General features: G+C 64.8%; 22 protein-coding genes. 7 read left to right on the top strand and 15 right to left on the bottom strand.

Translation table 11 applies throughout. From position 1 onward, the window contains the following. Positions 1–168 precede the first annotated feature (168 nt). The gene (locus IVB18_RS01600) at positions 169–597 is read right to left on the bottom strand and encodes a GFA family protein (RefSeq protein ID WP_247987599.1); all 429 of its coding nucleotides are present in this window, start codon (positions 595–597) and stop codon (positions 169–171) included. 94 nt (positions 598–691) lie between these two features. Between IVB18_RS01600 and IVB18_RS01595 the strand changes: the two genes are divergently transcribed. The 3 genes from IVB18_RS01595 to IVB18_RS01585 all read left to right on the top strand — a co-directional run bounded on the left by IVB18_RS01595 (position 692) and on the right by IVB18_RS01585 (position 4,866). Next, positions 692–1,066 carry a nuclear transport factor 2 family protein gene (locus tag IVB18_RS01595; protein ID WP_247987598.1) on the top strand — a complete coding sequence of 125 codons (375 nt, stop codon included), beginning with the start codon at positions 692–694 and terminating at the stop codon, positions 1,064–1,066. Between the two features lie 148 nt (positions 1,067–1,214). Beyond that, entirely contained in the window at positions 1,215–2,396 is a 1,182-nt protein-coding gene (locus tag IVB18_RS01590; RefSeq protein ID WP_247983422.1) for an IS110 family transposase, read from the top strand. An 862-nt stretch (positions 2,397–3,258) separates the two neighbouring features. After that, positions 3,259–4,866 (top strand): Na+/H+ antiporter, encoded by a 1,608-nt coding sequence (locus tag IVB18_RS01585; RefSeq protein ID WP_247987597.1) that lies wholly within the window; start codon positions 3,259–3,261, stop codon positions 4,864–4,866. A 130-nt stretch (positions 4,867–4,996) separates the two neighbouring features. Here IVB18_RS01585 and IVB18_RS01580 read toward each other — a convergent pair whose 3' ends face one another. The 5 genes from IVB18_RS01580 to IVB18_RS01560 all read right to left on the bottom strand — a co-directional run bounded on the left by IVB18_RS01580 (position 4,997) and on the right by IVB18_RS01560 (position 9,619). After that, the gene (locus tag IVB18_RS01580) at positions 4,997–5,743 is read right to left on the bottom strand and encodes an N-acetylmuramoyl-L-alanine amidase (RefSeq protein WP_247987596.1); all 747 of its coding nucleotides are present in this window, start codon (positions 5,741–5,743) and stop codon (positions 4,997–4,999) included. Between the two features lie 56 nt (positions 5,744–5,799). Next, the gene (locus tag IVB18_RS01575) at positions 5,800–6,696 is read right to left on the bottom strand and encodes a TauD/TfdA family dioxygenase (protein WP_247987595.1); all 897 of its coding nucleotides are present in this window, start codon (positions 6,694–6,696) and stop codon (positions 5,800–5,802) included. A 143-nt stretch (positions 6,697–6,839) separates the two neighbouring features. Next, complete coding sequence (ispG, locus tag IVB18_RS01570; RefSeq protein WP_247987594.1) at positions 6,840–8,123, bottom strand: flavodoxin-dependent (E)-4-hydroxy-3-methylbut-2-enyl-diphosphate synthase; 1,284 nt, start codon at positions 8,121–8,123, stop codon at positions 6,840–6,842. A 12-nt stretch (positions 8,124–8,135) separates the two neighbouring features. Then, positions 8,136–9,089: a DMT family transporter gene (locus tag IVB18_RS01565; RefSeq protein ID WP_247987593.1), complete on the bottom strand. Its 954-nt coding sequence runs from the start codon at positions 9,087–9,089 to the stop codon at positions 8,136–8,138. Positions 9,090–9,124: 35 nt separating this feature from the next. Beyond that, positions 9,125–9,619: a transcriptional repressor gene (locus tag IVB18_RS01560; RefSeq protein ID WP_247987592.1), complete on the bottom strand. Its 495-nt coding sequence runs from the start codon at positions 9,617–9,619 to the stop codon at positions 9,125–9,127. Positions 9,620–9,774: 155 nt separating this feature from the next. Between IVB18_RS01560 and IVB18_RS01555 the strand changes: the two genes are divergently transcribed. From IVB18_RS01555 to IVB18_RS01545, 3 genes are read left to right on the top strand one after another with little or no spacing between them, the layout of a single operon-like run. After that, positions 9,775–10,257 carry a MarR family transcriptional regulator gene (locus tag IVB18_RS01555; RefSeq protein ID WP_247987591.1) on the top strand — a complete coding sequence of 161 codons (483 nt, stop codon included), beginning with the start codon at positions 9,775–9,777 and terminating at the stop codon, positions 10,255–10,257. Then, positions 10,250–11,413 (top strand): HlyD family secretion protein, encoded by a 1,164-nt coding sequence (locus IVB18_RS01550; protein WP_247987590.1) that lies wholly within the window; start codon positions 10,250–10,252, stop codon positions 11,411–11,413. Before IVB18_RS01555 ends, IVB18_RS01550 begins: the two co-directional genes overlap by 8 nt. A gap of 4 nt (positions 11,414–11,417) precedes the next feature. Next, positions 11,418–12,974 (top strand): MDR family MFS transporter, encoded by a 1,557-nt coding sequence (locus IVB18_RS01545; RefSeq protein ID WP_247987589.1) that lies wholly within the window; start codon positions 11,418–11,420, stop codon positions 12,972–12,974. 154 nt (positions 12,975–13,128) lie between these two features. On the opposite strand, the gene IVB18_RS01540 is transcribed toward IVB18_RS01545, so the two are convergent. From IVB18_RS01540 to pcaF, 5 genes are all read right to left on the bottom strand, one after another. Further along, positions 13,129–14,193, bottom strand: coding sequence for an ecdysteroid 22-kinase family protein (locus IVB18_RS01540; protein WP_247987588.1), 1,065 nt, complete (start codon positions 14,191–14,193; stop codon positions 13,129–13,131). Between the two features lie 177 nt (positions 14,194–14,370). Continuing rightward, complete coding sequence (locus IVB18_RS01535) at positions 14,371–16,062, bottom strand: methyl-accepting chemotaxis protein (protein ID WP_247987587.1); 1,692 nt, start codon at positions 16,060–16,062, stop codon at positions 14,371–14,373. Positions 16,063–16,321: 259 nt separating this feature from the next. Then, complete coding sequence (gene pcaG, locus IVB18_RS01530; RefSeq protein WP_247987586.1) at positions 16,322–16,924, bottom strand: protocatechuate 3,4-dioxygenase subunit alpha; 603 nt, start codon at positions 16,922–16,924, stop codon at positions 16,322–16,324. Position 16,925: 1 nt separating this feature from the next. Further along, the gene (pcaH, locus tag IVB18_RS01525) at positions 16,926–17,627 is read right to left on the bottom strand and encodes a protocatechuate 3,4-dioxygenase subunit beta (RefSeq protein WP_247987585.1); all 702 of its coding nucleotides are present in this window, start codon (positions 17,625–17,627) and stop codon (positions 16,926–16,928) included. Positions 17,628–17,817: 190 nt separating this feature from the next. Then, positions 17,818–19,026, bottom strand: a complete 1,209-nt coding sequence (pcaF, locus tag IVB18_RS01520; protein ID WP_247987584.1) for a 3-oxoadipyl-CoA thiolase — start codon at positions 19,024–19,026, stop codon at positions 17,818–17,820. Positions 19,027–19,331: 305 nt separating this feature from the next. On the opposite strand from pcaF, the gene mutS reads away from it, so the two are divergent. Then, positions 19,332–22,070 (top strand): DNA mismatch repair protein MutS, encoded by a 2,739-nt coding sequence (mutS, locus tag IVB18_RS01515; RefSeq protein WP_247987583.1) that lies wholly within the window; start codon positions 19,332–19,334, stop codon positions 22,068–22,070. Positions 22,071–22,073: 3 nt separating this feature from the next. On the opposite strand, the gene IVB18_RS01510 is transcribed toward mutS, so the two are convergent. The 4 genes from IVB18_RS01510 to IVB18_RS01495 all read right to left on the bottom strand — a co-directional run bounded on the left by IVB18_RS01510 (position 22,074) and on the right by IVB18_RS01495 (position 25,233). After that, positions 22,074–22,874 carry a hypothetical protein gene (locus IVB18_RS01510; RefSeq protein ID WP_247987582.1) on the bottom strand — a complete coding sequence of 267 codons (801 nt, stop codon included), beginning with the start codon at positions 22,872–22,874 and terminating at the stop codon, positions 22,074–22,076. Between the two features lie 170 nt (positions 22,875–23,044). Then, positions 23,045–23,554, bottom strand: coding sequence for an OsmC family protein (locus IVB18_RS01505; protein WP_247987581.1), 510 nt, complete (start codon positions 23,552–23,554; stop codon positions 23,045–23,047). A gap of 54 nt (positions 23,555–23,608) precedes the next feature. Then, complete coding sequence (locus IVB18_RS01500; protein WP_247987580.1) at positions 23,609–24,394, bottom strand: ABC transporter ATP-binding protein; 786 nt, start codon at positions 24,392–24,394, stop codon at positions 23,609–23,611. Positions 24,395–24,396: 2 nt separating this feature from the next. Further along, positions 24,397–25,233: an ABC transporter permease gene (locus IVB18_RS01495; RefSeq protein ID WP_247991938.1), complete on the bottom strand. Its 837-nt coding sequence runs from the start codon at positions 25,231–25,233 to the stop codon at positions 24,397–24,399. Between the last annotated feature and the right edge of the window lie 58 nt (positions 25,234–25,291).

Below are 25,291 nucleotides of genomic sequence, written 5' to 3'. Positions count from 1 at the left end.
GTTCCGGGCAGTTCGAGGCCCTTTGACATCGCTTTAGCAAGTCCCACCATTGGCGCTTGTGATGGAGGTCACGAAGGCGACGCCGACGACAGGCCGAAAGCCCCCTTTTGTTTGTCGCGCCAGCGCGGTGGCGGTTCGCTGCCGGACACGTGCGGGGCCGGATTCCCCCTAGGCATCCCCGATGTGCCCCCGATATTGCGGCAGATTGTCCGTAATTTCGTACCACGGCGCCTTGGAGCCCACAAAAATGTGGGCACTCGGCCGAATGGAGGGGGCATCGACCAGGGTTCCCATGGCGACATGGACCCATTTTCCTTCACGGACCCGGGAATAAAGCAGCGAGCCGCAGCGGGCGCAGTGCGCGTCATGGGTCGTGTCGTCGCCGAAAATGGTCCGTTGGTCCTCGCCCCGGACGATGCGGAGCTTGGTCTGTTCGATCCCGGCGAACGGCTTGAAGGCAGAACCGGTGGTGCGGCGGCAGTTCGAGCAGTGACAGTTCATCGCGTAGGAGAACTCGTCCGCCACCTCGTAGCGCACCGCGCGGCAGTAGCATTCGCCGATCAGGATACGAGCGTTCGATTTTTCTGATCCGGTCATCACAGTGCCTCGCGCGAGTGGCGGGAGACAGCCATAGCGCAATTTGGTCTGTACGACTAAGTTCCTTCCGAGCCATCATTCAAAGGGATGACCCATGAGCCAGAATCGTTCAAGCGTCGAAGCCGTCGTGCAAAGTTATTTTGACGGACTTTACGAAGGCGACGCAGAAAAGCTCGGCGCGATATTCCATCCCTCCGCCGATTTGCGCTGGGTCGAGAAGGGCGAATTGCAGGTGCTGACCGTGCCCGACTGGCTCGACCGTGTGCGCAAGCGCGCGTCCGCCAAAGCCGAAGGCAAGCCGCGCGAGGATTTCGTCGTCACCATCGACCGTTCGGATGACAACACCGCCTTCATCAAGGTCAAATGCCAGCTGCCGCCGCGCTATTTCACCGACTATCTGGTGGCGATGAAGCTCGGCGACGGTTGGCAGATCGTGTCGAAGTCGTACCGGTATGATCTGAGGGAGTGAGGGGCTCGGCCTTCCGCTGCCCGAAATTGGGCGCGCTCGCCTCCCATTCTCCGTCATTGCGAGCGCAGCGAAGATTCCATGGGGAGTGGATAGCGACCAGGTCTGAGGCCAGACTGAGGTTGCTGACCCCCTCAACCTGGAGACGACGATGTTGCTCGATCATCCTTCCGACGGACCGACCGCTATCCGCACGCAGTTTGGCGCAATTTTTGTGTCTTTGGAACTGAGCCGTTCGACGTGGGTGATTACGTCACTTTCGCCTGGTACGGGCGAGAAGATGTCCAGGCACAGCGTCACGGCCGGCGATACGGCTGAGCTGATGAAGCTGTTTGCGGAACTCAGGCGCAAGGCGGAGGCCAGGACCCGCGAGAGCTATCCGATCATCACGATCCAGGAAGCTGGGCTGGACGGGTTCTGGCTGCACCGTGTTCTGCAACAGAACGGCATTGAGAGCCACGTGGTCGATCCCGCCTCGATTGCGACGTCGCGACGGCGGCGGCGGGCCAAGACTGACAGGCTCGATGGCGAGGCGCTGTTGCGGGCGCTTCTGGCCTACAAGCGCGGCGAGCCGCGGGTCTGTGCGATGGTGGTTGCGCCCTCGCCTGAAGAGGAGGACCGGCGCAGGCTGTGTCGCGAACGAGCGACGCTGATCGCCGAGCGCATCACGCATGTGAACCGGATCAAGGGTCTTCTGTTCGCGCAGGGGATATCCGACTACGTGCCGCTGCGGCGCAATCGGCGGGCGCGGCTTGAGGCCTTGCGCACGGGCGACGGGCGGGAGCTGCCTTCGCATTTGAAGGCGCAGATCGGCCGCGAGCTCGATCGGGTCGAACTGCTTCTGGAACAGATCAAGGCGGTCGAGGCCGCGCGAGATGCTCTGCTGGCCGCAGCCCGGAAGCCTGCAGACAAGAACGCTGCAGACAAGGTCGCGCCGGATCCGGTGGCGATGCTGCTGGCCTTGAAAGGGCTCGGCGCCAACTTTGCGGCCGTGCTCTGGTCGGAGGCGTTCTACCGGCAGTTCTCCAACCGCCGCCAGGTCGCCGCCTATGCGGGGCTTGCGGCGACGCCGTGGCAAAGCGGAGGCATCCGGCACGAGCAGGGCGTGTCGAAGGCCGGCAATCCCAGGCTGCGGACCACAATGATCCAGCTCGCCTGGCTGTGGATACGTCACCAGCCGCAGTCGGCCCTGACGCGCTGGTTCAAGGAGCGAAGCCCGCAAGGCCGCAAGCGCGCGATCGTGGCGCTGGCGCGCAAGCTTCTCGTGACCTTGTGGAAGTATGTCACCGCGGGCGAGACCATCGAGGGGGCCGTGATGAAGCCCGCCGCCTGATCCGGACCGCACCAAGCGGCGTGCTTCGCCGCCCGCGCGCAACGAAAGAACCATAACCCATCTGCCGAGGCCCGATCAGTCTCGGAAGATCCGGGTGGACGAACCGATGGATTGCATGGCTTCAAACGCCGCAACGAAGAATGGCCTCGTCCTCTCGAGCCTGCCCGCCGCAAGCGGAATCGTGGTGCAGTCGCCTTGTGCGACGACCGAATGTGAGTTTGATCTGGCAAGCAACCCAGATCGTCGAACCGGCTCGACCCTTGGATCGCAAATGCGAGGATGGCAGATGCCCTGACAGAACCGCCAACGCGAGGAGCTCCTATCGGCCCAACGCACCAAGCATGATGGCGTGCTCGCTCAACTCAAGGCCAAGCCGCTTCGCGGCGGCCCTAACAGGCCGGCCTTGACTTGATCTGCGCGCGCCATCCTGCAGAACCCGCGGTCGGGACGAAGAGGTGGCTGCAGTCGAACAAAAAGGTGACTGCTCATCCTTGACATACACATTCCCCATGTGAGCAATCCAGAATCTCTCCGCGGAGGCAGACTGGATTGCTTCGCTACGCTCGCAATAGCGGTGCGGATAAACTGTCCGCTGCATCCCCATCTCCGTTTCCTCCTAAGGTCTCTCCATGTCGCTCGACCGCCGCTTCCTCCTCGCCTCACTCTGCTGGATGGCCGCCGGCCCCGCGCTCGGCCCAGGCCCGATACGCCGATCCTGATCGCGGCCTATACCCAGGGCAGCACGCCGAGCGCCGCGCAGATCGAGGCCGTATTCGCGCGCATCGGGCACATGGTGGCCGAACGGCTGGTCTAAGAGCACCGCATTGACCTCGCGCCCGCTTCCGGGCGAAGACAGGCCATCATGGAAGCGAAGTTTCAGATCTTTCTCATCCTGCTTGCCGTGCTGGCGGGTGTGGCGCTTGCCGCGCGCCGCTTCAACGTCGCGCCCGCCATTCTCCTGATGCTGGCCGGCGTCGGCCTCGCCTTCGTGCCGGGCATGCCGGCGGTCGAGCTGCCGCCGCAACTGGTGCTGCTGATGGTGCTGCCGCCGCTGATCTATTCGGCTAGCGTCGCCATGAGCTGGCGCGAGTTCCGAAAGAATCTTCGCCCGATCGTGCTGCTCGCGGTCGGCGCGGTGATCTTCACCGCGGCGATGGTGGCGACCGCCACGCACTATCTGATCGGCCTGCCTTGGGCCATCGGCTTCCTGCTCGGGGCCATCGTGGCGCCGCCCGACGTGGTGGCGCCGCTCGCGATCGCGCGCCGGCTGCACATGCCGCGCCGGATCCTGATCGTGCTCGAGGGCGAAGGCCTCGTCAACGACGCCACCGCGCTGATCCTCTACCGTTTTGCGGTGGCCGCGATCATGGTCGGGCATTTCTCGCTGCCGCTGGCGGCAGGCGAGTTCTCTCTGATCGTCGCCGGCGAGATCGCCTTCGGCATCGGCGTCGGCTGGCTCTCCCTGCGCGCCCGCAATTGGTCCAGGGATCCGCAGGTCGAGCTCACGCTGTCGCTGATCACGCCGTACGTTTCCTTCTGGCTGCCCGAGCATGTCGGCGGCTCCGGCGTGATCGCCACGGTGGCCTGCGGCCTCTATGTGAGCTGGAACGGCCCGCTGCTGATCTCATCGGCGACACGCCTGCAGGGCATCTTCTTCTGGGACCTCGTGGTCTATTTGATCGAGGGCCTGCTGTTCCTGCTCACCGGCTTCCAGATGCGGGCGCTCTACGAAAAATCGAAGGCGTTCCCGCTCGACGACATCATGATCGCGACCGCCGTGGTCGTGGTGATCATCATCATCGCGCGCTTTGCCTGGCTCTTTCCCGCGACCTATCTGCCGCGAGTATTGAGCAAAAGTCTGCGCGAGCGCGATCCGTCGCCGCCCTGGCAATGGGCCTTCACGCTCGCCTTTACGGGTGTGCGTGGCGCGGTGTCGCTCGCAGCGGCGCTGGCGCTGCCGTTCACGCTGCCGGGCGGCGAGGCCTTTCCGTACCGCGACCTGATCCTGTTCGTCGCCTTCGGCGTCATCTTCATCACACTAATCGGCGTCGGCCTCGCCCTGCCGCCGGTGGTCCGCTGGCTCGGCATCGCAGATGCCGGTCGCCACGAGCATGCACTCGAGCACGAGGCGGAAATTGCCGCGCGGCGTCAGGCGCTCGACGCCGCGCTGAAATCGCTCGACGCGCTGACGGAGGAGAAAGAGGTTTCAGAGGAAGTGATGAGGCTCTTGCGCGCGCGGCACGAGATCCGCGCCAACCAGCTTCCGGACTCGCTCGACCCCGGCCGCCACGACGTCTCCGCCGCCGGCACCGCGCTCACACGCGAGCTGATCGCCGCCGAGCGCAAGTTCATCCACGAGCTCCTGCGCGACGGCCAGATCACCGACGAGACCCGGCGGCGGATCGAGCGCGATCTCGATCTTGAGGAGGCGAGCCTGGCGAACCGGGAGTATCAGGGGGCGCCGTTGTAGGCACCGTCGTCCCGGACAAGCGCAGCGAAGCGGAGCGCTGATCCCGGACCCATATGTGGACGGCCGTCGCGCAACAGGCTTGATTGTTTGTGTGCGAAAGCCACAACGTTTGTCACAGGCCCGCGATCGTCTACCGCTTCTCGCAAAACCCCCTCGTCGCCGCCGTTACGGCCACAGCAATCATCTCCTGCCGCTCCGGCGAGTTCATCGCCATCTCCTCGCCGCGGTTGATGAGCGAGCCGGCCTCGAGCAGCACCGCGGCGCTTCTCGTTCGCGACAGCACGACGAGCCCGTCATAGCGGTAGACGCCGACATCCTTGTCGAGCAGCTGGTGCCGGTAGCGGCCCATCAGCGGCAAGGTGTACTGGCTGGCATATTGCAGGCCGCGGTCCTTCAGCTCCTTGCCGAGCAGCCGGGCAAAAGCGAGGCTTGCGCCGAACCTCGGATTGCGCTCGGACACGAACAGCGAATGGCCGCCGAAACGGTCGCTGAAGAAGCTCTTGGCGCCTTCGAACTCCCATTCCTCGAGCATCTTGTCCGGCACGGAGTCGTGGTGGATAGACAAGAAGAAATCCGCATGCGCGTCATTGGCGGTGCCGACGCGCTTGAGCAGGCTCGCCTTCGCCTTGCCTTCGGTCACGAGCACACGGGTCGCGGCAAAGCCTGCCGACTTCAGTCTCTCGCCGATGAGCTTCGCCAAGTGAAGGTTGAAGCCGAACTCCGGGTCATTGCGCGCGCTCGTCGCGCCTTGCGACTCGGAGGTGTGCCCGACATCGAGGATGATCCGGAATTTGCGCGGCTCGCATTTCTCCGTCGCGGGCGGCTTGGCTCTGGCTTTAGCGAACTTACGGATACCAGCCGCCTGGCTAAAGTTCATTGGCGAAAATGCAAACAGTGAAACGGCAATGGCGAAGATGGAGCACCATGGGCGCTTCACACCGGCCGCTCCCCCTTCACCGTCACGCGTGTCCCCGACCGCGTATGCGGCCAGTAGTCCCACATCGCGCGGTGCTGGGTGCAGCGGTTGTCCCAGAACGCGATGGCGTTCTCGGTCCAGCGGAAGCGGCACTGGAACAGCGGATTTTCGGCGTGCTGGTAGAGATAGGCGAGGATCGCGTCGCTTTCGTCGCGGGGGACGCCGTTGATGTGGCGGGTGAAGCCGCGATTGACGTAGAGCGCCTTCTTGCCCGTGACCGGGTGCGTGCGCACGACGGGGTGCTCCGCATGGGGATAGGAGGGACGGTCGGCAACGCCGTAATTCGCATAGAGCCCGCGATAGATCGGCTCGCCGTCATGCAACGCGGTCAGCCCATCGAGATAGGCCTTCATGCGGTCGGACAGCGCCTCGTAGGCCGCGTACATGTTGGCGAACAGCGTGTCGCCGCCGCGCGGCGGGCACTGCTTGATGTAGAGGATCGAGCCCATCGGCGGCTCGAGGTCGCAGGAGACGTCGGAATGCCAGCCCTCGCCATTGGCCCGCGGCGAGTTCGCATCCGCATAGATCTTCATCAGCGCCGGATCTTCATTCTCATGCGGGGCGGCGGGATGGAAATGCAGCTCGCCGAACTTGCGGCCAAAGGCGAGATGCTGTTGTGGCGTGATGTGCTGGTCACGGAAGAAGATCACGAGGTTTTCGGCGAGCGCGCGGTGGATCTCGTCCATCTGGCGGTTGGAGCGGGCGTCGTCCGAGACGAGCTTGCCGATGTCGACGCCTGAGATCTCTGCGCCGATGATCGGGGTGAGTTTCTCTACCGCGATAGTCTCATACGGTGCGCCGTCCTCCGACGTGTGGCGGTAGCGCGGACCCTGCTTGCCGGCGAGCGAGCTCATCGGTGTTGCTCCCAATCGTTATTGATTGGAGGCATCGTAGCCCGGATGGAGCGAAGCGCAATCCGGGACCAGCCCGTCAGCTTGCGAGAAGGCCCCGGATTTCGCTTCGCTTCATCCGGGCTACACGCGACAGCGGAGTAGAACTACTCCGCCGCCGTCACCGGCACCTTGGCGCCCTGGCCGTAGCGCTGCTCGATGTAGTCGATCACCAGCGCCTTGAAGTCGGCCGAGATGGTCGGGCCACGCAGGGTGCGGAACTTCTTGCCGTCGACGAACACGGGCGCGGCCGGGGCTTCGCCGGTGCCAGGCAAGGAGATGCCGATATTGGCGTGCTTGGATTCGCCGGGGCCGTTGACGATACAGCCCATCACCGCGACGTTGAGCTCTTCAACGCCCGGATATTTCGTCTTCCAGTTCGGCATCTCGTCGCGGATGAAACCCTGGATCGAGCTGGCCAGCTCCTGGAACGTGGTCGAGGTGGTGCGGCCGCAGCCGGGGCACGCCGCAACCAGCGGCACGAAGGTGCGGAAGCCCATGGTCTGCAACAGTTCCTGGCCAACCTGCACTTCGCGGGTGCGGTCGCCACCGGGCTCGGGCGTCAGCGAGATGCGGATGGTGTCGCCGATGCCCTGCTGAAGCAGGATGCCGAGCGCGGCGGAGGAGGCGACGATGCCCTTGGTGCCCATGCCGGCCTCGGTGAGGCCGAGATGGATGGCGTAATCCGAGCGAGACGCGAGATCCTGGTAGACTGCGATCAAATCCTGCACGGCCGAGACCTTGGCCGACAGGATGATGCGATCCTTGGACATGCCAAGTTCCTGGGCGCGCGCGGCCGAGAGCAGGGCCGACTGCACCATCGCTTCGCGCGTCACCGCGCGCACGTCGCGCGGATTGGACGACGCGGCGTTCTCGTCCATCAGCTTGGTGAGCAGCTCCTGGTCGAGCGAACCCCAGTTGGCGCCGATGCGCACCGGCTTGTTGTTCTTGTTGGCGATCTCGATGATGTCGGCGAACTGGGTGTCGCGCTTGTCCTTGAAGCCGACATTGCCGGGATTGATGCGGTATTTGTCGAGCGCCTCGGCACAGGCCGGATAAGCGGCCAGCAGCTTGTGGCCGATATAGTGGAAGTCGCCGATCAGCGGCGTGGTGAGGCCGCGCTTGCGCAGGCCGTCGCGGATGTGCGGGACGGCAGCGGCAGCTTCCTCGCGGTCGACGGTGATGCGGACCAGCTCGGAGCCGGCGCGCGCGAGCGCTGCGACCTGGGCGATGGTGCCGTCGATATCGGCGGTGTCGGTGTTGGTCATCGACTGCACCACGATCGGCGCACCGCCGCCGACGGCGACGTCGCCGACCTTGACCCGGGTGGTCTGGTTCCGGGGCGCAGGGCCTGCGACGTCTGAATCGATGTTGTTTTCGAGCTTGTTCATGGGGTCCAAATATCAGGTTTTGGTGACGTTCAGCAATGCATCGCGCGGCGCCGCAGCCATTTGGCTCGGACGGTTAACCAGAAAAAGCCCAGCAATTACAAGGAGAGCAGCCGCTCCGAAAGCCAGGCTCAAGCTGTCGTGCATGATGAAATAGCTACCCACCACGCCAAACAAAGGGGTGATGAAGGTAAAAGCCGACAATTTGCTGGCCGAATAGGTCTTCACCAGCGCGAACCAAAGCGTGAACGTGGTTCCCACCACCCAGATCGCCTGGAAGGCCATCAGGCCGAGCGACAGCGGCGCCGGCGTGTGGGTGATGGATTCGCCGAACAGCCAGGCGGCAATGCCCAGGATCGGGATCGAGATCGCAACCTGATAGCCCAGCGCCTTCTCCGGCGCGGCGAAGCGCAGCCGCGTGCTCTTCGCAACCAGCGTGGTGGCGGCCCACAGTGCGGCGCCGCCGACGATCATGAGATCGCCGAGCAGGACGTGCGAATCGACATTCGGCTGCGGCACACCGATCGCGAGCGCGACGCCGGCAAAGCTTACGGCGAGCCCCAGCCATTGCGGGGCGCCAAGCCGCTCACCGAGCACCTGATAGGAGCCGAGCGCGACGAAAAACGGCGCGGTGTAGAGGAACACGACCGCGCGCGAGGCGGGGGTGAGGCGCAGCCCCTGGAAGATCAGCACGAATTCGATGCCGAACATCAGCCCGGCAACGAGGCCCGCCTTCCATGTGCCGTCGCGCTCGAAGAATTTGACGCCGCGCAGGGTGCCGACGATGAACAGCACCGGCAGCGCGCCCATCGAGCGGATCATCGCCTGGAGCATCGGCGGGATGTCGGGCAGTACCAGCTTCACCGCGATCTGGTTGAAACCCCAGGTCAGGCACAGCATGAGCATCAGAGCGATGGCGCCGGCACTCAGAGGACGCCCGGCGGAGGGTATTGCTTGAGGTGAGGACATTTCTTCCCGAAAACCGGCTTCGTGCCGTTGTTGCTTCAAGATGTTTTCTGACAATGGGTACAGATGCCCGCGATCTCGACCACGGACAATTTCGGCGCAAAGCCCGAGGCGCGCGCGGCGGCATTGATATCCTTGGCGAACGACGCCGACGGAATTTCGCCGACCAGGCCACAGCGCTCGCAGATCAGGAACGCCACCGCCGAGGTCGCGTCGTGGTCGTGGGCGGCGCAGGCGAGATAGGCGTTGCGGCTTTCGATGCGGTGCACGAGGCCGTTCGTCATCAAAAAATCGAGAGCACGGTAGACCGTGATCGGCGCCGGCCGCGGCATCGCCTTCGCCAATTCGTCGATGACCTCATAGGCGCCGAGCGGGCGGTGGCTCGAGAGGAGCGCCTGGAGCACTTGACGTCGAATCGGCGTGAATTTTTGGGCGCGCTGCTCGCAAACCGCCTCGGCATGTGACAGCGCGTCCGCAGTGCAGCGGCCGTGATCGTGGTCAGGCGTCGGAAATGCCGGCTTTGCGAGGGTCATGTGAGCTGCGTTCTAGCATTTCAGCCGGGGAACCCAAAGCGCGACCGACGAACGGCTGTCAGCCATGCTTTTGTAGCGGGACAGCGTCCCGTTAACCCGCCATGAAATAATCATAAGCTTGCTTATTATATTCAAGCTTATTGGAGACAAAGCTTATGAGCCGCGGGTCCGTGGACCAGAACTTCCTGTTTACGCTCGGCGAACTCTACCGCCTGCTGCGCGTGTATGCCGACAAGGAAGCGTCTCGCTTCGGCATTACCCGCGCGCAATGGGCGGTGCTGGCCAAGGTCGAACGCAGCGAGGGCATGAAGCAATCGGAACTCGCCGAGCTCCTGGAGATGCAGCCGATCACGCTGACTCGCCTGATCGACAAGCTCTGCGACAACGACTGGATCGAGCGCCGCAGCGATGCCACGGACCGCCGCGTCAAACGCTTGCACCTCAGGAAGGCCGGCCGGACGTTGCTCGGCAAGATGAGCGGCCTGAAGTCCGAACTCACAGCGAACGCGCTCGAAGGCATCAACCCCGCGGACGCCCACCGTCTCCTCACCCAACTCGAAACCATCAAGGAAAACGTGCGTGACGCCATCCAGACATCTGGAGCGGAACAAGCGCGTAAGGAGCAGCGCTATGGCTGATCAGGTGCTCAAATTCCAGCCCGAGCAGAAGGCCGACGGCGGCAAACCGACAAAGAAGGCCGGCACCGATCCGCGCCGCCGCCTGGTGGCCGCCTTGCGCCGCTATCGCCGTTTCCTGCTTCTGGTCGTGCTGCCGGCCGTTGTCGCCGTTGCCGGCTTCACCTTCTATCTCAATGGCGGCCGCTATGTCGGCACCGATGACGCCTATGTCGGCGCGCAGAAGGTGCTGGTGACGCCCGACATCTCCGGCAAGATCGAAAAGGTCGTCGTGAAAGAAGGTCAGCTCGTCAAACAGGGCGACGAGCTGTTCGAGATCGATCCCGTGCCGTTCCGCCTCGCGGTGGACGAGGCCAAGGCGCAGCTCGCGCAGGCGCAGTCGACCTACGACAACCTCCGTGCCAACATCAAGATCTATGGTGACATGCTCGATCTTGCCCAGCGGGGCGTCGACCTGAAACAGCGCGACGTCGAGCGCAAGCAGGCGCTGGTCAAGAACAGCTACGGCTCGCAGCTCGATCTCGACAACGCGGCGAACGCGCTGGTGACGTCCGGCTCCATCGCGCAATACGTCAAGCAGCAGATCTCGACGGCCAAGACGCAGCTGCTCGGCGATACCGACCTCCCGCTGGAGAAATTCCCGCCCTACGCGCAGGCCAAGTCCAAGCTCGACAACGCCGAGCGCAATCTCGACCACGCGGTGGTGCGCGCGCCGATGGGCGGCGTGGCGACGCAGGTCGAACAGATCCAGCTCGGCCGCTATGTCGCCGCCGGCACGCCGGTATTCTCCATCATCGACGTCGCCCACCCCTGGGTCGACGCCAACCCGAAGGAGAGCGACCTCACCTACGTCATCGAAGGACAGCCCGTCACGCTCGAGGTCGACGCGTTCCCGAACCATGTCTTCAAGGGCAAGATCGGCTCGCTCTCGCCCGGCACGGGGGCGCAATTCGCGATCCTGCCGCCGCAGAATGCCACCGGCAATTTCGTCAAGGTGGTGCAGCGCGTGCCGATCCGGATCTATTTCGACGAGACCGACAAATATGTGAGGAAGCTGAAGGCCGGCATGAGTGTCTACGCCACCATCGACACCGGCCATCGGCGCTCGCTCGCCGGCCTGTTCGGATTGTCGGCGACCGCGAACCAGGACAAGGACTGATCCGATGTCCGGCCCCAATGCCAGCCTGATGGTCCCCGGCCTGCGCCGGAACATGGTGACGATCTGCGCCATGACCGCGACCATCATGCAGGCGTTGGACACCACCATCGCCAACGTCGCCCTGCCCTACATGCAGGGCACGCTGTCGGCCTCGCAGGACCAGATCAACTGGGTGCTGACCTCCTACATCGTCGCCGCAGCGATCATGACGGCGCCGGTGGGCTGGATCGCCAATCGCTTCGGCCGCAAGCGCATCTTCATCATCTGCTCGGCCGGATTCACCTTCGCGTCCGTGCTGTGCGGGCTTGCGCAGGACATCAACCAGATGGTGCTGTTCCGTCTGCTGCAAGGCGTGTTCGGCGCCGCCCTGGTGCCGCTGTCGCAATCTGTCATGCTCGACTATTACACGCTCCAGGAACGCGCCAAGGCGATGTCGATCTGGGGCATGGGCGTGATGATGGGGCCGATCATGGGACCCTCGCTCGGCGCCTGGCTCACAGAGACCTATTCCTGGCACTGGGTGTTCTTCGTCAATTTGCCGTTCGGCGCCATCACCGTGCTCGGGTTGATCGTCTTCATGGACGAAACCAGGAAGGATATCAGCCTCAAATTCGACTGGTTCGGCTTCGCGGCGCTGGCGATCGCGATCGGCTCGCTTCAGCTCGCACTCGACCGCGGCGAGCAATTGGGCTGGCTCGAATCCGGCGAGATCATCGCAGAGTTCATCGTCTCGGCCGTCGCCTTCTATTTCTTCGTCGCGCACTCCTTCACGACCTCGACGCCCTTCATCCGCTTCGCGCTGTTCAAGGATCGTAATTTCGTCACCGGCTGCATGTTCATGGTCGTGATGGGGCTCGTGCTGTTCTCGACCATGGCGCTGGCCTCGCCCTATATGCAGAATGTGATCGGCTATCCCATCATCACGGCGGGCCTGTTGCTGGCGAGCCGCGGCTTCGGCACCTTCTTCGCCATGATGCTGGTCGGCCGCATGATGCGCTATTTCGAGGCGCGTACGCTGATCATCACAGGCCTGACGCTGACCGCGGGCTCGCTGTTCCAGATGACCGGCTGGACCGACCTGACCCAGGTGCCGGAGATCGTGACCGTCAGCATCATCCAGGGCTTTGGCTTCGGCCTCGTCTTCGTGCCGCTCTCGACGGTGGCGTTCCTGACCCTGCCGAACCAACTGCGCACCGACGGCACCGCGATGCTGACCCTGATGCGCAACGTCGCGAGCTCAGTCGGCATTTCGGTCGTGATCGCCCAGCTGACGCAGGGCACGCGGCGGACCTATGCGATCCTCTCCGAGCACGTCAATCCGTTCAACCACGCGCTCCAGATGCCCGACGTCAGCGGCATGATCAATCTCTCCACCGACGCCGGCCGCGCCATGGCCGACAGAATGGTCAGCGTGCAGGCGCAGATCATCGCCTTTGCGCATGACTACCAACTCGTGATGGTCTTCATCCTCTGCACCATCCCGCTCGCTTTGTTGATCGGCTCGACCAAGGCCACGCTGCGCAAGCAGGCGGCCGGGCCGGAACATGCGGTGATGGAGTAGAGAGCTCCAACCTCCGCCGTCGTCCCGGCGAAGGCCGGGACCCAACCACAGGATTTGGTTTGGTGAAGACTCGGGGTTAACAGCTCGCGTTACAACGTCTCCCTGGGATTATGGGTCCCGGCCTTCGCCGGGACGACACTGAATATGCCGCCGCCTAACCCAAAAACTCTTCGCAGCCGAGATCGTCGACCGCGAGCATCACGCGCTCCAGATTATTCCACCAGATCACCTGCGGAATGTTGAGGCTCCACTGCCAGACCGGCTTGGTGATGTGCCAGAGCACTGACCAGCGATAATCCTGGTCGAGCGCCCCGCGCGTATAGCCGTTGACGCCGTGCGCGATCAGCGTGTCGTGGTAATGGTTGAGCAGAAGACGTTCGAGCGCCTGCCTGCGCTCCGGATACCAATGCATCGCCATCATGTAGGCGAGGTCGCCGGTCGGCACGTCGATATGCCACTGGTCGAAATCGAAGATGCGCACGGTATCGGCCACGCCGGCACGCGGCAGCAGAAAATTCCAGATATGGGCATCGCCATGGGTGACGGTGACGTGGCGGCGCGAATGGTAGCGCCGTGACAGCCGGTCCGACTGATTGATAAAGCGGCGGTAGAGTGTGCGGCGCTCTTCGCTGAGGCGATCGCCGAGCTGATCGGCGAAGCGGTCGTAATGGGAGGCGAACGTCTCCATCTGGCCCGCTGTGTCGTCGGCGCTGGCCCAGGTCCCGACGGTCTCGCCGAGGCTGCCATTGTCCCACCACGCTGCGTGCCAGCGTGCGAGCGCCGTGGCGATCGCCATCGCCTGACCGCGCGATGGCGGCAGCGGCCAAGCGGTTGCGATCTCGTGACTGTCGGTGAGATCCTCCAGCAGGAGATGCCAGGCGAGGCTCTCCTCGTCGAAATTCCCGTCGAAGCAGCGCGGCACCAGCAGCGCCGGCATTCTGGCTGCAAGCTGCGTGTAGTAGGCCACCTCTTGGCGGCCGGCGTTCGCCAGCGGCTTGGCCAATGCGGCATGCGGCGTCTTGAGAATCAGAGACTGCGGCGAGCCGGCGGATTCCCCGACATAGCGCAGGCCGAGCCGGGTGATGTGCGACACGACCGTATCGCGCTCGTGCAGCACCTTCACCTCGCGCACGGCCCCGGCGTCCAGCGCGCCGGCCTTGCGCAGCGCCGCGGTGAGGCGTGCCGCGTCCGCCACCTCCGGCAATCGTGAACCTGTCATGAGAGCCCGCCCCCCGTCGCGTTGCTCCATTCTGCACAACCACCCTGTCGGGCGCCAGCGGCCTTGGAATGGCCGGCTAAAGCGCGATGAGATGAGGATGAATCATCATCGCGCTTTAGGTTGTTGTTTGAGCATGATCTTTTCGGAAAACCGCTTCGCACTTTTCCGGATCATGCTCTAAGCCGCCGCCGTCGAGTCGCGCACGGTCCGGACCACGACCGACCGCAGCGCTTCGAGATTGGCCGCCATGCCGGCGATCGCCTGCCTGACTTCCGCGGCGCGCTCGTTCACCGAACCGGCGTCGCGGCTGACATTTGCGATTTTGGTCGAGACTTCCTTTGCGGCGGAGGCCGATTCGGAAATCGACCGTGCGATCTCCCGTGTCGCGGCGTCCTGCTCCTCCATCGCCACGGCAACCGAGGTCGCGACGCCGTCGATCTCGACGATGTGGCCTCCCATGGTCTCGACGGCATCGACCGCGGCCTGCGTCGAGGCCTGGATTTCGGCGATGAGGCGCGCGATCTCCTCGGTCGATTTGGCGGTCTGGTCGGACAACGATTTCACTTCGGCTGCGACCACCGCAAAGCCGCGGCCGGCCTCGCCGGCGCGCGCCGCCTCGATCGTGGCGTTGAGCGCCAAGAGGTTGGTCTGGCCGGCGATGCCGCCAATCAGGTCGGTGACCTCGGCGATCTTCTTCACCGATCCGGCCAGCGCCTGGATGGTCGAGCGCGCCTGCTCGCGGCCGGCGACCGCCGATTTGGTGACAGTGCTGGTGCGTGCGACCTGGGTGGCGATCTCCCGGATCGAGGCGCTCAGCTCTTCGGCCGCGGCTGAGACGGTTTGCGAGCTGCTCAGGGCCTGGGTGGACGCCGAAGCGACCGCCTGCGACTCCGTGGACAACGACCGGGCGATCTCGGACAGGCTGGAGGCGGCCCGTTCCACGCCTTGGGTCGCGGCGCTCGCGGTGTCGACCGAGCGGCCGGTTTCCCGTTCGACCGTCTCGGCCATCTGGTGCAGGGCGCCGCGCTTGGCGAGCGCCGCCTCCTGCTCCGTCTGGAGCTGTTCCTCGCGCAGCCGGGCATTGTCGACCGCCGCTTGCTTGAACACGAGCAGGGCGCCCGCCATCGACCCGACTTCGTCCTGGCGCTGTGCGAAGGGGATGTCAGCGGCGAGATCGCCGGTCGCAAGCTTCTGCATCGTATCCGTCATGCGCACGATCGGCCGCACCACGCCAAGCGCGACGCCGAGCAGGCCCGCGGCAATGAAGGCCAGGACGGCGGCGGAAACGCCCAGGAGGATGTAGAGCATGGAGCTGTCGCGGTCCGCAGCCAGCTTCTCCATGTCGGCATTCTGCTTGTTGGCGCTCTCGACGATACCGTCGATGACGGCGCGATGTGCGGTGTAGGCGTCCTTGAGCTGCGCATAGGCGCGCTCGGAAGCGGCGGTGTCCTTGGCCTTGAGGGCCGGCAGGAGCTGGTCGGACAGGAGCTTCCAGAACTTCTGTACCTCGGCATCGGATTTCGACACCAGCGCAGTCTTCAGGTCGGCCGACAGGCTCGAGGCGATCCAGAACGCCTTGCGCTCGTCATAATCCTTGCGGAGCTGGATCAGGCGCTCGCCATGAGCCGCCAGCTGGTCCGGCTCGCGCATCGCAAGCGTAGCCTCAAGGTAGGCTTCGATCACGTATTCCGGCGGCGGCAGGATGTCGGCGATGAGGTCGTTGCCCAGCTTGATGTCGGAATAAAGCGGGCCGCCGACCTTGAGCTCTTTCAATGCGTACAGGCTGGTGGAGACCACGGCGGTAAAGCCGATGGCGAGAACGATCCCGAACGCGATGATCGCGGAGGACAACGACAGGCGAATTTTCATGGAGAGATCCAGGGCCACGCGTCAGATTCGCTGATCCTAGCTCGTTACGGTAAATACGGGATTGCCTCGCGCGGAAATTGTATCGCGCAAACACCGCAAGACTACGGGGATGAGGCGTCAAACAATCGGTTTTGGGTCAGCCAGACTGACGCACAAACATGAAAGAGGATCAGTTCAGGCCTGGTGCAGGTAGCACGAGCTCAATTGCGCTGGATGAGAAGCCCGTGCCGACGACTGGATATCGCCGACACGCGTTGCATCATACGTCGAAGAATACCGTCTCGTCGCCGCCCTGGAGCCGCAGGTCGAGGCGATAGACCGGCTTGCCGGCCTCTCGCACCGCGATCAGCGTGGCACGGCGGTCGGCGGGCACCACCGCCAGCACGGGATCGGCGGCGTTGCCGGCCTCGTCGCTGAAATAGATGCGGGTGTAGAGATGCCGCAGCATGCCCCGGCCGAACACGGCAAGGAGGATATGCGGCGCCTGCGGCTTGCCGTCCGGATCCGGCACCGCGCCCGGCCTGATGGTCTCGAAGGAATAGTTGCCGTCCTTGTCGGTGCCGCAGCGGGCGAAGCCGCGGAAGCTTGCGTTGGGCAGCGCACGCTTGTCCTGCGGATCGGCAAAGCGGCCTTGCGCGTCCGCCTGCCAGATCTCGAGCATGCAATCCGGCACGGCGACGCCGTCGCCGTCGAACACGCGGCCCTCGACGCGGATTCGGTCGCCGGTGACGTCAGGCGTGAGCGTGGAGTTGGTGAATGCGTCGTTCCAGGCGTAGTCGCCGTTCGGCGTCAGACCGTACTTGAAGAACGGACCGACGGTCTGCGATGGTGTGATCCCGTTGTCCTTCAAATTATCCTGCACCTTAGTGGTTCTCCATTGGCGTGGCGTTTTTGCCGCGCAGCACGATGTCAAAGCGGTAGCACAGCGCCCATTCGGGCTTGGTGTTCTCGAGATCGAACGACGAGACCATCCGCGCGCGCGCCTTCTCGTCCGGCACCGAGTTGAAGATCGGGTCGAACGGGAACAAGGGATCATTCGGGAAATACATCTGCGTCACCAGCCGCGTGACGAAGGAGTGGCCGAACACCGAGAGATGGATGTGGGCCGGCCGCCAGGCATTGTGGTGATTGCCCCAGGGATAAGCGCCGGGCTTGATGGTGACGAAGCGGTAGTAGCCCGCGGCATCGCTTTGCGTGCGGCCGGCGCCGGTAAAATTCGGATCGAGCGGCGCGGGATGCTGGTCGCGGACATGGACGTAGCGGCCGCAAGAATTGGCCTGCCAGATCTCGACCAGCGAGTTCGGCACGCCGCGGCCGTCCTCGTCGCGCACATGGCCGTGCACGATGATGCGCTCGCCGAGCGGCTCGCCGGTGTGCTGGGTGGTCAGGTCGTTGTCACCCTCGCGCACGGTCTCGTGACCGTAGACCGGGCCGGTCAGCTCCGACAACGTATGGCGCATCGGGATCAAGGGCTTGTTCGGGGCGCGCTTGATCGAGCTCTTGTACTCAGGCGACAGCGGCAGCGGATGCGCCTTGTTGCTGTCGACGGGATAGATGAATGTCATTGGCGAACTCCTCCCCGGCCATTTTGGTCCGGCCGGTCGTCTACACTTCCGCCAATCATTATAGGATATAACTAATCGGGGGAAGCTCCCTGTCATGCCGGGGCAGCCCGACAGGGCTGAACCCGGAATCTCGAGATCCCGGATTCCGCCCTAAGGGCGGCTCCGGGATGACGGGATGCTGCGCGTCCCGTCAATTCAACTTCTCGATCGCGACCGCGACGCCCTGGCCGACGCCGACGCACATGGTGGCGAGCGCGAGCTTGCCGCCGCGCTTTTCCATGCCGTGCACGGCGGTCAGCGCGAGACGCGCGCCGCTCATGCCGAGGGGATGACCGAGCGCGATGGCGCCGCCGTGCGGATTGACGAAATCGGCATCGTCGGCAACGCCGAGCTGGCGCATGCAAGCGATGCCCTGCGAGGCGAAGGCTTCGTTGAGTTCGATCAGGTCGAAATCGCTGATCTTCTTGCCGAGCCGCTCCATCAGCTTGCGGGTCGCCGGCACCGGACCGATGCCCATGATGCGCGGCGGCACGCCGGCTGAGGCCAGACCGAGGATGCGGGCGCGCGGCGTCAGGCCGTGCCTCTTCACAGCTAGCTCGGATGCGAGGATCATCGCGGCGGCGCCGTCATTGACGCCGGAAGCATTGCCGGCGGTGACCGTGCCGGGATTGCGTACGATCGGCCTCAGTTTCGTGAGGGCTTCGAGCGTGGTCTCGGGGCGCGGATGCTCGTCCTTGTCGACGGTGATCGGGCCGGCCTTGCCGCCAGGAATGGTGATCGGCGTGATCTCTTCCGCGAAATATCCTGCCGCGATCGCCGCACCGGCGCGCTGCTGCGAGCGGATCGCGAAGGCGTCCTGATCGGCGCGCGAGACCTGGAATTCCTCGGCGACGTTCTCGCCGGTCTCCGGCATCGGATCGACGCCGTACTGCGCCTTCAGCAATGGATTGATGAAGCGCCAGCCGATGGTGGTGTCAAAGATCTCGGCGGAACGCGAGAAGGCTTCCTGCGCCTTGCCCATCACAAAGGGCGCGCGCGTCATGGATTCGACACCGCCGGCAATGGCGAGTTCGATCTCGCCGGAGCGAATGGCGCGGCCAGCGGCGCCGACCGCATCGAGGCCGGACGCGCAGAGCCGGTTCAGGGTCTGGCCGGGAACCGAATCCGGCAGGCCCGCGAGCAGCAGCGCCATGCGCGCGACGTTGCGATTGTCCTCGCCAGCCTGGTTGGCGCAGCCGAAGAAGACTTCGTCGACCTGCGACCAGTCGAGGTTCGGATGCTTGGCCATCAGCGCCTTGATCGGCGCTGCGGCCAGGTCGTCGGCCCGCACCTTGGCGAGCGAGCCGCCGAAGCGGCCGATCGGGGTCCGCACGGCATCGCAGATAAAGACGTCACGCATCGCTGTTCTCCCTGAATGCCGCGGTTCGGCCAAAATTCTTCAATGACGGCGGAGTTTTAGGAGGGCGCCCGCGGCAGGTCAATTGACGGTTTCGCGCACGTTCCGAGGGGCCCACGCGCGGGCAACGCATGCCGCGGTGCGGACAACGTGGAAAACCCGCCCTCCCCGACCAAAGCGATAGGACCGTGCAGCGAAATTTTGTAGGTTGCGCCGCTTGGAGCGCGGTCAGAACCGCACTCCAAGTCTCTTATTTTTGACGCGTTTTCTTTACGCGAACCGGTGCCACTTCACTCGAAAACGCTCTGATGACACTGCAACAGCCCATTCCCACGCCAGAACCTGAACCCACGCCAGCGCCGCAGGCCGAAGCTGCCGCGCGCGTGACGCCGATGATGGAACAGTATCTGGAGATCAAGGCGGCCCATCCGGGCCTGCTGTTGTTCTACCGAATGGGCGATTTCTACGAATTGTTCTTCGAGGATGCCGAGATCGCCTCGAAGACGCTCGGCATCGTGCTGACCAAGCGCGGCAAGCATCAGGGCATGGATATCCCGATGTGCGGCGTGCCGGTCGAGCGCTCCGAGGATTATCTGCACCGCCTGATCACCGCCGGCCACCGGGTCGCGGTGTGTGAGCAGACCGAGGATCCCGCCGCCGCCAAGGCGCGCGGCAACAAGAGCGTGGTGCGCCGCGGCGTGGTGCGGCTGGTCACGCCGGGCACGCTGACCGAGGACACGCTGCTCGATGCGCGCGCCAACAACTATCTGCTGACGATCGCGCGCGCCCGCTCCTCCGCCGGCGGCGACCGCTTCGGGCTCGCCTGGATCGACATCTCCACCGCTGAGTTCATGGTGACGGAATGTTCGGGCGGCGAACTCGCTGCCACGCTGGCGCGCATCAATCCGACCGAGGCGATCGTCACCGACGCGCTCTATAACGACAGCGAGCTCGGGCCGACCTTGCGCGAGCTGCCGGCCGTGACGCCGCTTACCCGCGACGTCTTCGACGGCGCCACCGCCGAAAAGCGCCTGTGCGATTATTTCGCGGTCGCGACCATGGACGGGCTGGCACAGCTGACCCGGTTAGAGGCCACAGCAGCGGCCGCTGCCGTCACCTATGTCGACCGCACCCAGGTCGGCAAGCATCCGCCGCTGTCGCCGCCCGCGCGCGAGGCTTCCGGTGCGACCATGGCGATTGATCCGGCCACGCGCGCCAATCTCGAACTGACGCGGACGCTTGCCGGCGAACGGCGCGGCTCGCTGCTCGATGCCATCGACTGCACGGTGACGTCGGCAGGCTCGCGCTTGCTGGCGCAACGACTGGCTGCGCCGCTGACCGATGCGGCAGCAATCGCGCGACGGCTCGATGCCGTCGGCAGCTTCGTTGCGGATTCGGCCGCGCGCGAAGACATTCGCAGCATCTTGCGCGGCGCACCGGACATGTCGCGAGCGCTGGCCCGTCTCTCGGTCGGCCGCGGCGGACCGCGCGACCTTGCCGGCCTTCGCGATGGCATCGTGGCCGCCGACCAGGCGCTGGCGCGGCTCGGCGAGATCGACCAGCCGCCACAAGAGATCGCTGCCGTCATGGCGGCGCTGCAACGGCCGTCGCGAGAGCTCGCAGCAGAGTTTGCCAGTGCGCTCGACGAGCAATTGCCGCTGATCAAGCGCGATGGCGGCTTCGTCCGCCACGGTTACGAGCCCGCGCTCGACGAAACGCGAAACCTGCGCGACGCCTCGCGCCTGGTGGTGGCCTCGATGCAGGCGCGCTACGCCGACAACACGGGCGTCAAGGGCCTGAAGATCCGCCACAACAACGTGCTCGGCTATTTCGTCGAGGTGACCGCGCAGCATGGCGACAAGCTGATGTCGCCGCCCCTCAACGCGACCTTCATCCATCGCCAGACGCTGGCGGGCCAGGTACGCTTCACGACGTCAGAGCTCGGCGAGATCGAGGCCAAGATCGCCAATGCCGGCGACCGCGCACTCGGGCTCGAGCTGGAGATCTTCGAGCGGCTGTGCGCCAAGGCGCTGGCGATCAGCGACGATTTGCGTGCTGCGGCGCATGGCTTTGCATTGCTCGATGTCGCAACGTCGCTGGCAAAGCTTGCGGTCGACGAGAACTACGTGCGACCCGAGGTCGACTCCTCACTCGGCTTTGCAATCGAGGCCGGGCGTCATCCCGTGGTCGAGCAGGCCTTGAAGCGTAACGGCGAGCCGTTCATTGCCAATGCCTCCGATCTCTCGCCGGCACCCGGGCAAAAGTCCGGCCAGCTCTGGCTGCTGACCGGTCCCAACATGGCCGGTAAATCGACCTTTCTGCGCCAGAACGCGCTGATTGCGTTGCTCGCGCAGATCGGCAGTTTCGTGCCGGCCTCGCGCGCGCGGATCGGCATCATCGACCGGCTGTTCTCGCGCGTTGGCGCCGCCGACGATCTCGCCCGCGGCCGCTCCACCTTCATGGTGGAGATGGTCGAAACGGCTGCAATCCTCAATCAGGCCGGCGAGCGCTCGCTCGTCATCCTCGACGAGATCGGCCGCGGCACCGCCACCTTCGACGGTCTCTCGATCGCCTGGGCCGCGATCGAGCATTTGCACGAGAGCAACCGCTGCCGCACGCTGTTCGCTACACACTACCACGAGCTGACCGCGCTCTCCGCAAGACTGCCGCGGATGTTCAACGCGACGGTGCGCGTGAAGGAATGGCAGGGCAATGTCGTATTCCTGCACGAGGTGCTGCCGGGCTCGGCTGACCGCTCCTACGGCATCCAGGTCGCCAAGCTCGCAGGCCTGCCACCGGCCGTGATCACACGCGCCAAATCGGTGCTGGCAAAACTTGAAGCCCAGGACCGCGGCCAGACCGCGCGCGCGCTCGCCGACGATCTGCCGCTGTTCGCCGTGCCCTCGCGCGCAGCCGCGGAAGCCGCGCCGCCGAGCGAAGCCGAGCTGTTGATGGACGCGGTGAAGGCGCTGCACCCCGACGAGATGTCGCCGCGCGAGGCGCTCGACGCACTTTATGTGTTGAAGGCAAAACTGCCGAAACGGTAACGATTACGCCGCCGCCAGCCGCTTCCGACGTCCGTTCCACCACAGCGTCAAATTCCAGGCGATGCAGGTGGCGAGCGCAAGGCTCAGGCCGATCGTGGAGCCGAAGTTGGCGGCGCCGACGTGAACCACCGCGATTGCCATGCCGAAGCCGAGCAGGCCCCAGGCGGAATTGGCGAGCAACGCGGCGGTCGGCGGACCGGCGATGCGGGGATGCAGGATCACCATCATGCTGGTGAAGACGACGGGATACAGCGCGATGATGCCGCTGATGCGGGGGCCGACCCAGCCCGAGGTCGACACGACAATGGCGACCAGGGTTGCGACCAGCGCAGCCCGCATCGGCACGTCGTACCAGCGGCGTGCCACCAGCGGCATCTTCACATGGCGATAGCCCGCCAAGAGAGGAATGCAGATGCCGAACGCGATCAGGTTGACGGCAAGCCCAGCCGTCAAGGTCCAGTCGAACTGACGGATGATGGATGCAAGCACGATCCAGACCGCGACTGCGCTGCCGCAACTCACCAGAAGTCTGTGCCGCTGCGACAGCACGACATAAGTGAGGCACATGAAGATCGTCGCCGCGTTGACCGGAAGACTCGACAGGGCGCCCTGCGCGATGAAGGCGGCGTCATGGTCGAGCGCGAGGAAGACGTAGGACGGACCGGCCGAGACCGGCAAGGTCGCGACCAGCGCGCCGATCACAGGGCCCGAGCGCTCGGTGATGATCGAGGCCGTCACGACGAACGCCGCCGCGATCGCCATGCGCAGGAGGAGGAAGAGGATGAAGTGGAGCTCGGGGGGCATTTTTTTCTTTGTCGTCCCGGACAAGCGAAGCGCCGATCCGGGATCCATAACCACAGGCTTCGCTGTGTTGGACGGCGGTGGTTACCAGCTTCGCAAAACAATTGGTGTCGGGGGTAACGCGTGCTGGCTTTCGCCAGACCGACACCGATTGTCGGGCTGCGGCCCTCGCCTCACATCCGCTGCATCGACACCGAGACCTTCGGGCCGTTCTTGATGGTCTGGTAGACCACGCAATAGCGCTCGGTGAGTTTCAGCAGCAGATCGAGCTTGTCCTGTGGCGCGTCCGTGTCGACCTCGAAGCGCAGGCGGATCTCGGCGAAGCCGACCGGGGTCTCCTTGTCGACGCCGAGCGTGCCGCGGAAATCGAGATCACCCTCGGCATAGACGTTGCCGGTCTTCAAGGGCACCTCGATCGCCGTCGCGACCGACTTCATCGTGACGCCGGCGCAGGCGACCAGCGCTTCCAGAAGCATGTCACCCGAGCAGAGCTCGAGGCCGGAGCCGCCGGTGGCCGGATGCAGGCCGGCCATTGCGATGGCGCGGCCGGTCTCGACCTTGCAGGCGATGCCTTCACTGTCCGTCGAGCCCTTGGCCTTCAGCGTGATCATCGCTGTCTTGGGATCGGTCTTGTAGCGTTCCTTGATCGGGGCCTGCATCTGGCGCAGTTCTGCGGCGTCCATCTTGTTCTCTCCCGGAAAAATTGCCCCTCGATGTACCGGCTTGGAGCGAAATTGTCACCACCACATGGCCTGGCCGGGACCCTGGGTTGCGTCCCGGTCAGGCACGCTGCGGTCGAGCGAACGGTCGAGCGACGTCAGCACACTGCGCTTGAAATTCTCGAACAGCGGCGAATTGCGGTCGCGCGGACGCGCCAGATTGATTTCGATCTGGTCGAACAGCCGGCCCGGCCGCGGCCGCATCACCAGCACGCGATCGGCCAGCACCACGGCCTCGTCGACGTCATGGGTGACGAGGATGAGTGTCGGGCGCGTGTCCGCCCAGAGGTCGAGCAGATGGTCCTGAAGGTCGCGGCGGGTGAAGGCGTCGAGCGCGGAGAAGGGCTCGTCGAGCAAGAGCACCTCGGGCTGCGGCACCAGCGCGCGTGCGATCGCGACGCGCTGCGCCTGCCCGCCTGAGAGTTCGCGCGGCCAGGCCTCCGCCTTGTCGGCAAGTCCAACGCGCGCGAGCGCACGTGCCACTTTCTCGCGCCGTTCCGCTGCGGGCAGGCCGGCGAGGCCGAAACCGATATTGTCGGCGACGCTGAGCCAGGGTAGCAGCCGCGGCTCCTGGAAGATGATGCCTATCTTGGCGTGCGGCGAAGCGATCGCCTCGTTGTCGAGCGCCACCGTGCCGGAGCTCGCACGATCGAGCCCGGCGACCGCGCGTAGCAGCGTGGACTTACCGCAGCCGGAGCCACCGATGATGGCGACGATCTCGCCTTGCCTGATCTCGGCCGAGAAGCGCGCCAGCGCCTGCACGCCGTTTGGATAGGTCTTGCTGACCCGGTCGAGCGCCAGCATGACTAAGCTTCCTTCGTGCGCCCGAAAGCGTCCTGCCAGCGCAGGAACGGCGCCGCCCCGACCTCGATCAGCCAGTCGGTGAGCTTGCCGAGAATGGCGAAGATCACGATCGCAGCCAGGATCTGCGCGGGCTTGCCGAGCTGCTGGCCGTCGAGCAGGAGATAGCCGAGGCCTTCGGAAGCGCCGATCAATTCGGCCGCCACTACGAACATCCAGCCAAGCCCGAGGCCGACGCGCAAGGACACCACATAGGCCGGCAGCACCGCGGGCAGCAGGATGCGGCGGATCATGGCCGGTCCGGAAAGACGAAAGGTGCGGCCGACCTCGACGATCTTGCGATCAACGATGAGGATCGCGCCCATGACGCCGAGATAGACCGGGAAGAACACGCCGACCGCGATCAGCACAATTTTCGAGGTCTCGAAGATGCCGAGCCAGAGGATGAACAGCGGCACCCAGGCGAGCGACGGGATCGCGCGCAGGGCCTGCACGGTCGGATCGAGCAGACGGCGCGCGAGCGACCAATAGCCGGAGATGGCGCCGAGCAGCGTGCCCGCGACCACGCCGAACGCAAAGCCGAGGCCGACGCGCCACAGCGTCGCGGCGATGTGGCGGATCAGTTCGCCGGAACGGGCGAGCTCCAAGATGGTGGCGAAGACCCGCGAGGGCGGCGGCACCAACCGGCCGTTGGACCAGCCAAGCCAGACCACGAGTTCCCAGCCGAGCGCGAGAGCAAGTGGCAGCAGCAGTCCCAGCATCGGCCGCGCATAGCGCGAGGGCGCGGGCGCGACCTCGGCTTGCTCCGAGGTTTGTTGCAGGACTGGCGCTTCAGAGATCATGGCCATAGCAAGCGCGTCTGATCAGGGAATGCAAGGGCGTGCGGCAGTCTCCGCTGTC

The sequence above is a fragment of the Bradyrhizobium sp. 186 genome, assembly GCF_023101685.1.
Taxonomy (GTDB): domain Bacteria; phylum Pseudomonadota; class Alphaproteobacteria; order Rhizobiales; family Xanthobacteraceae; genus Bradyrhizobium.
This window is presented reverse-complemented; position numbering and strand designations above follow the sequence as displayed.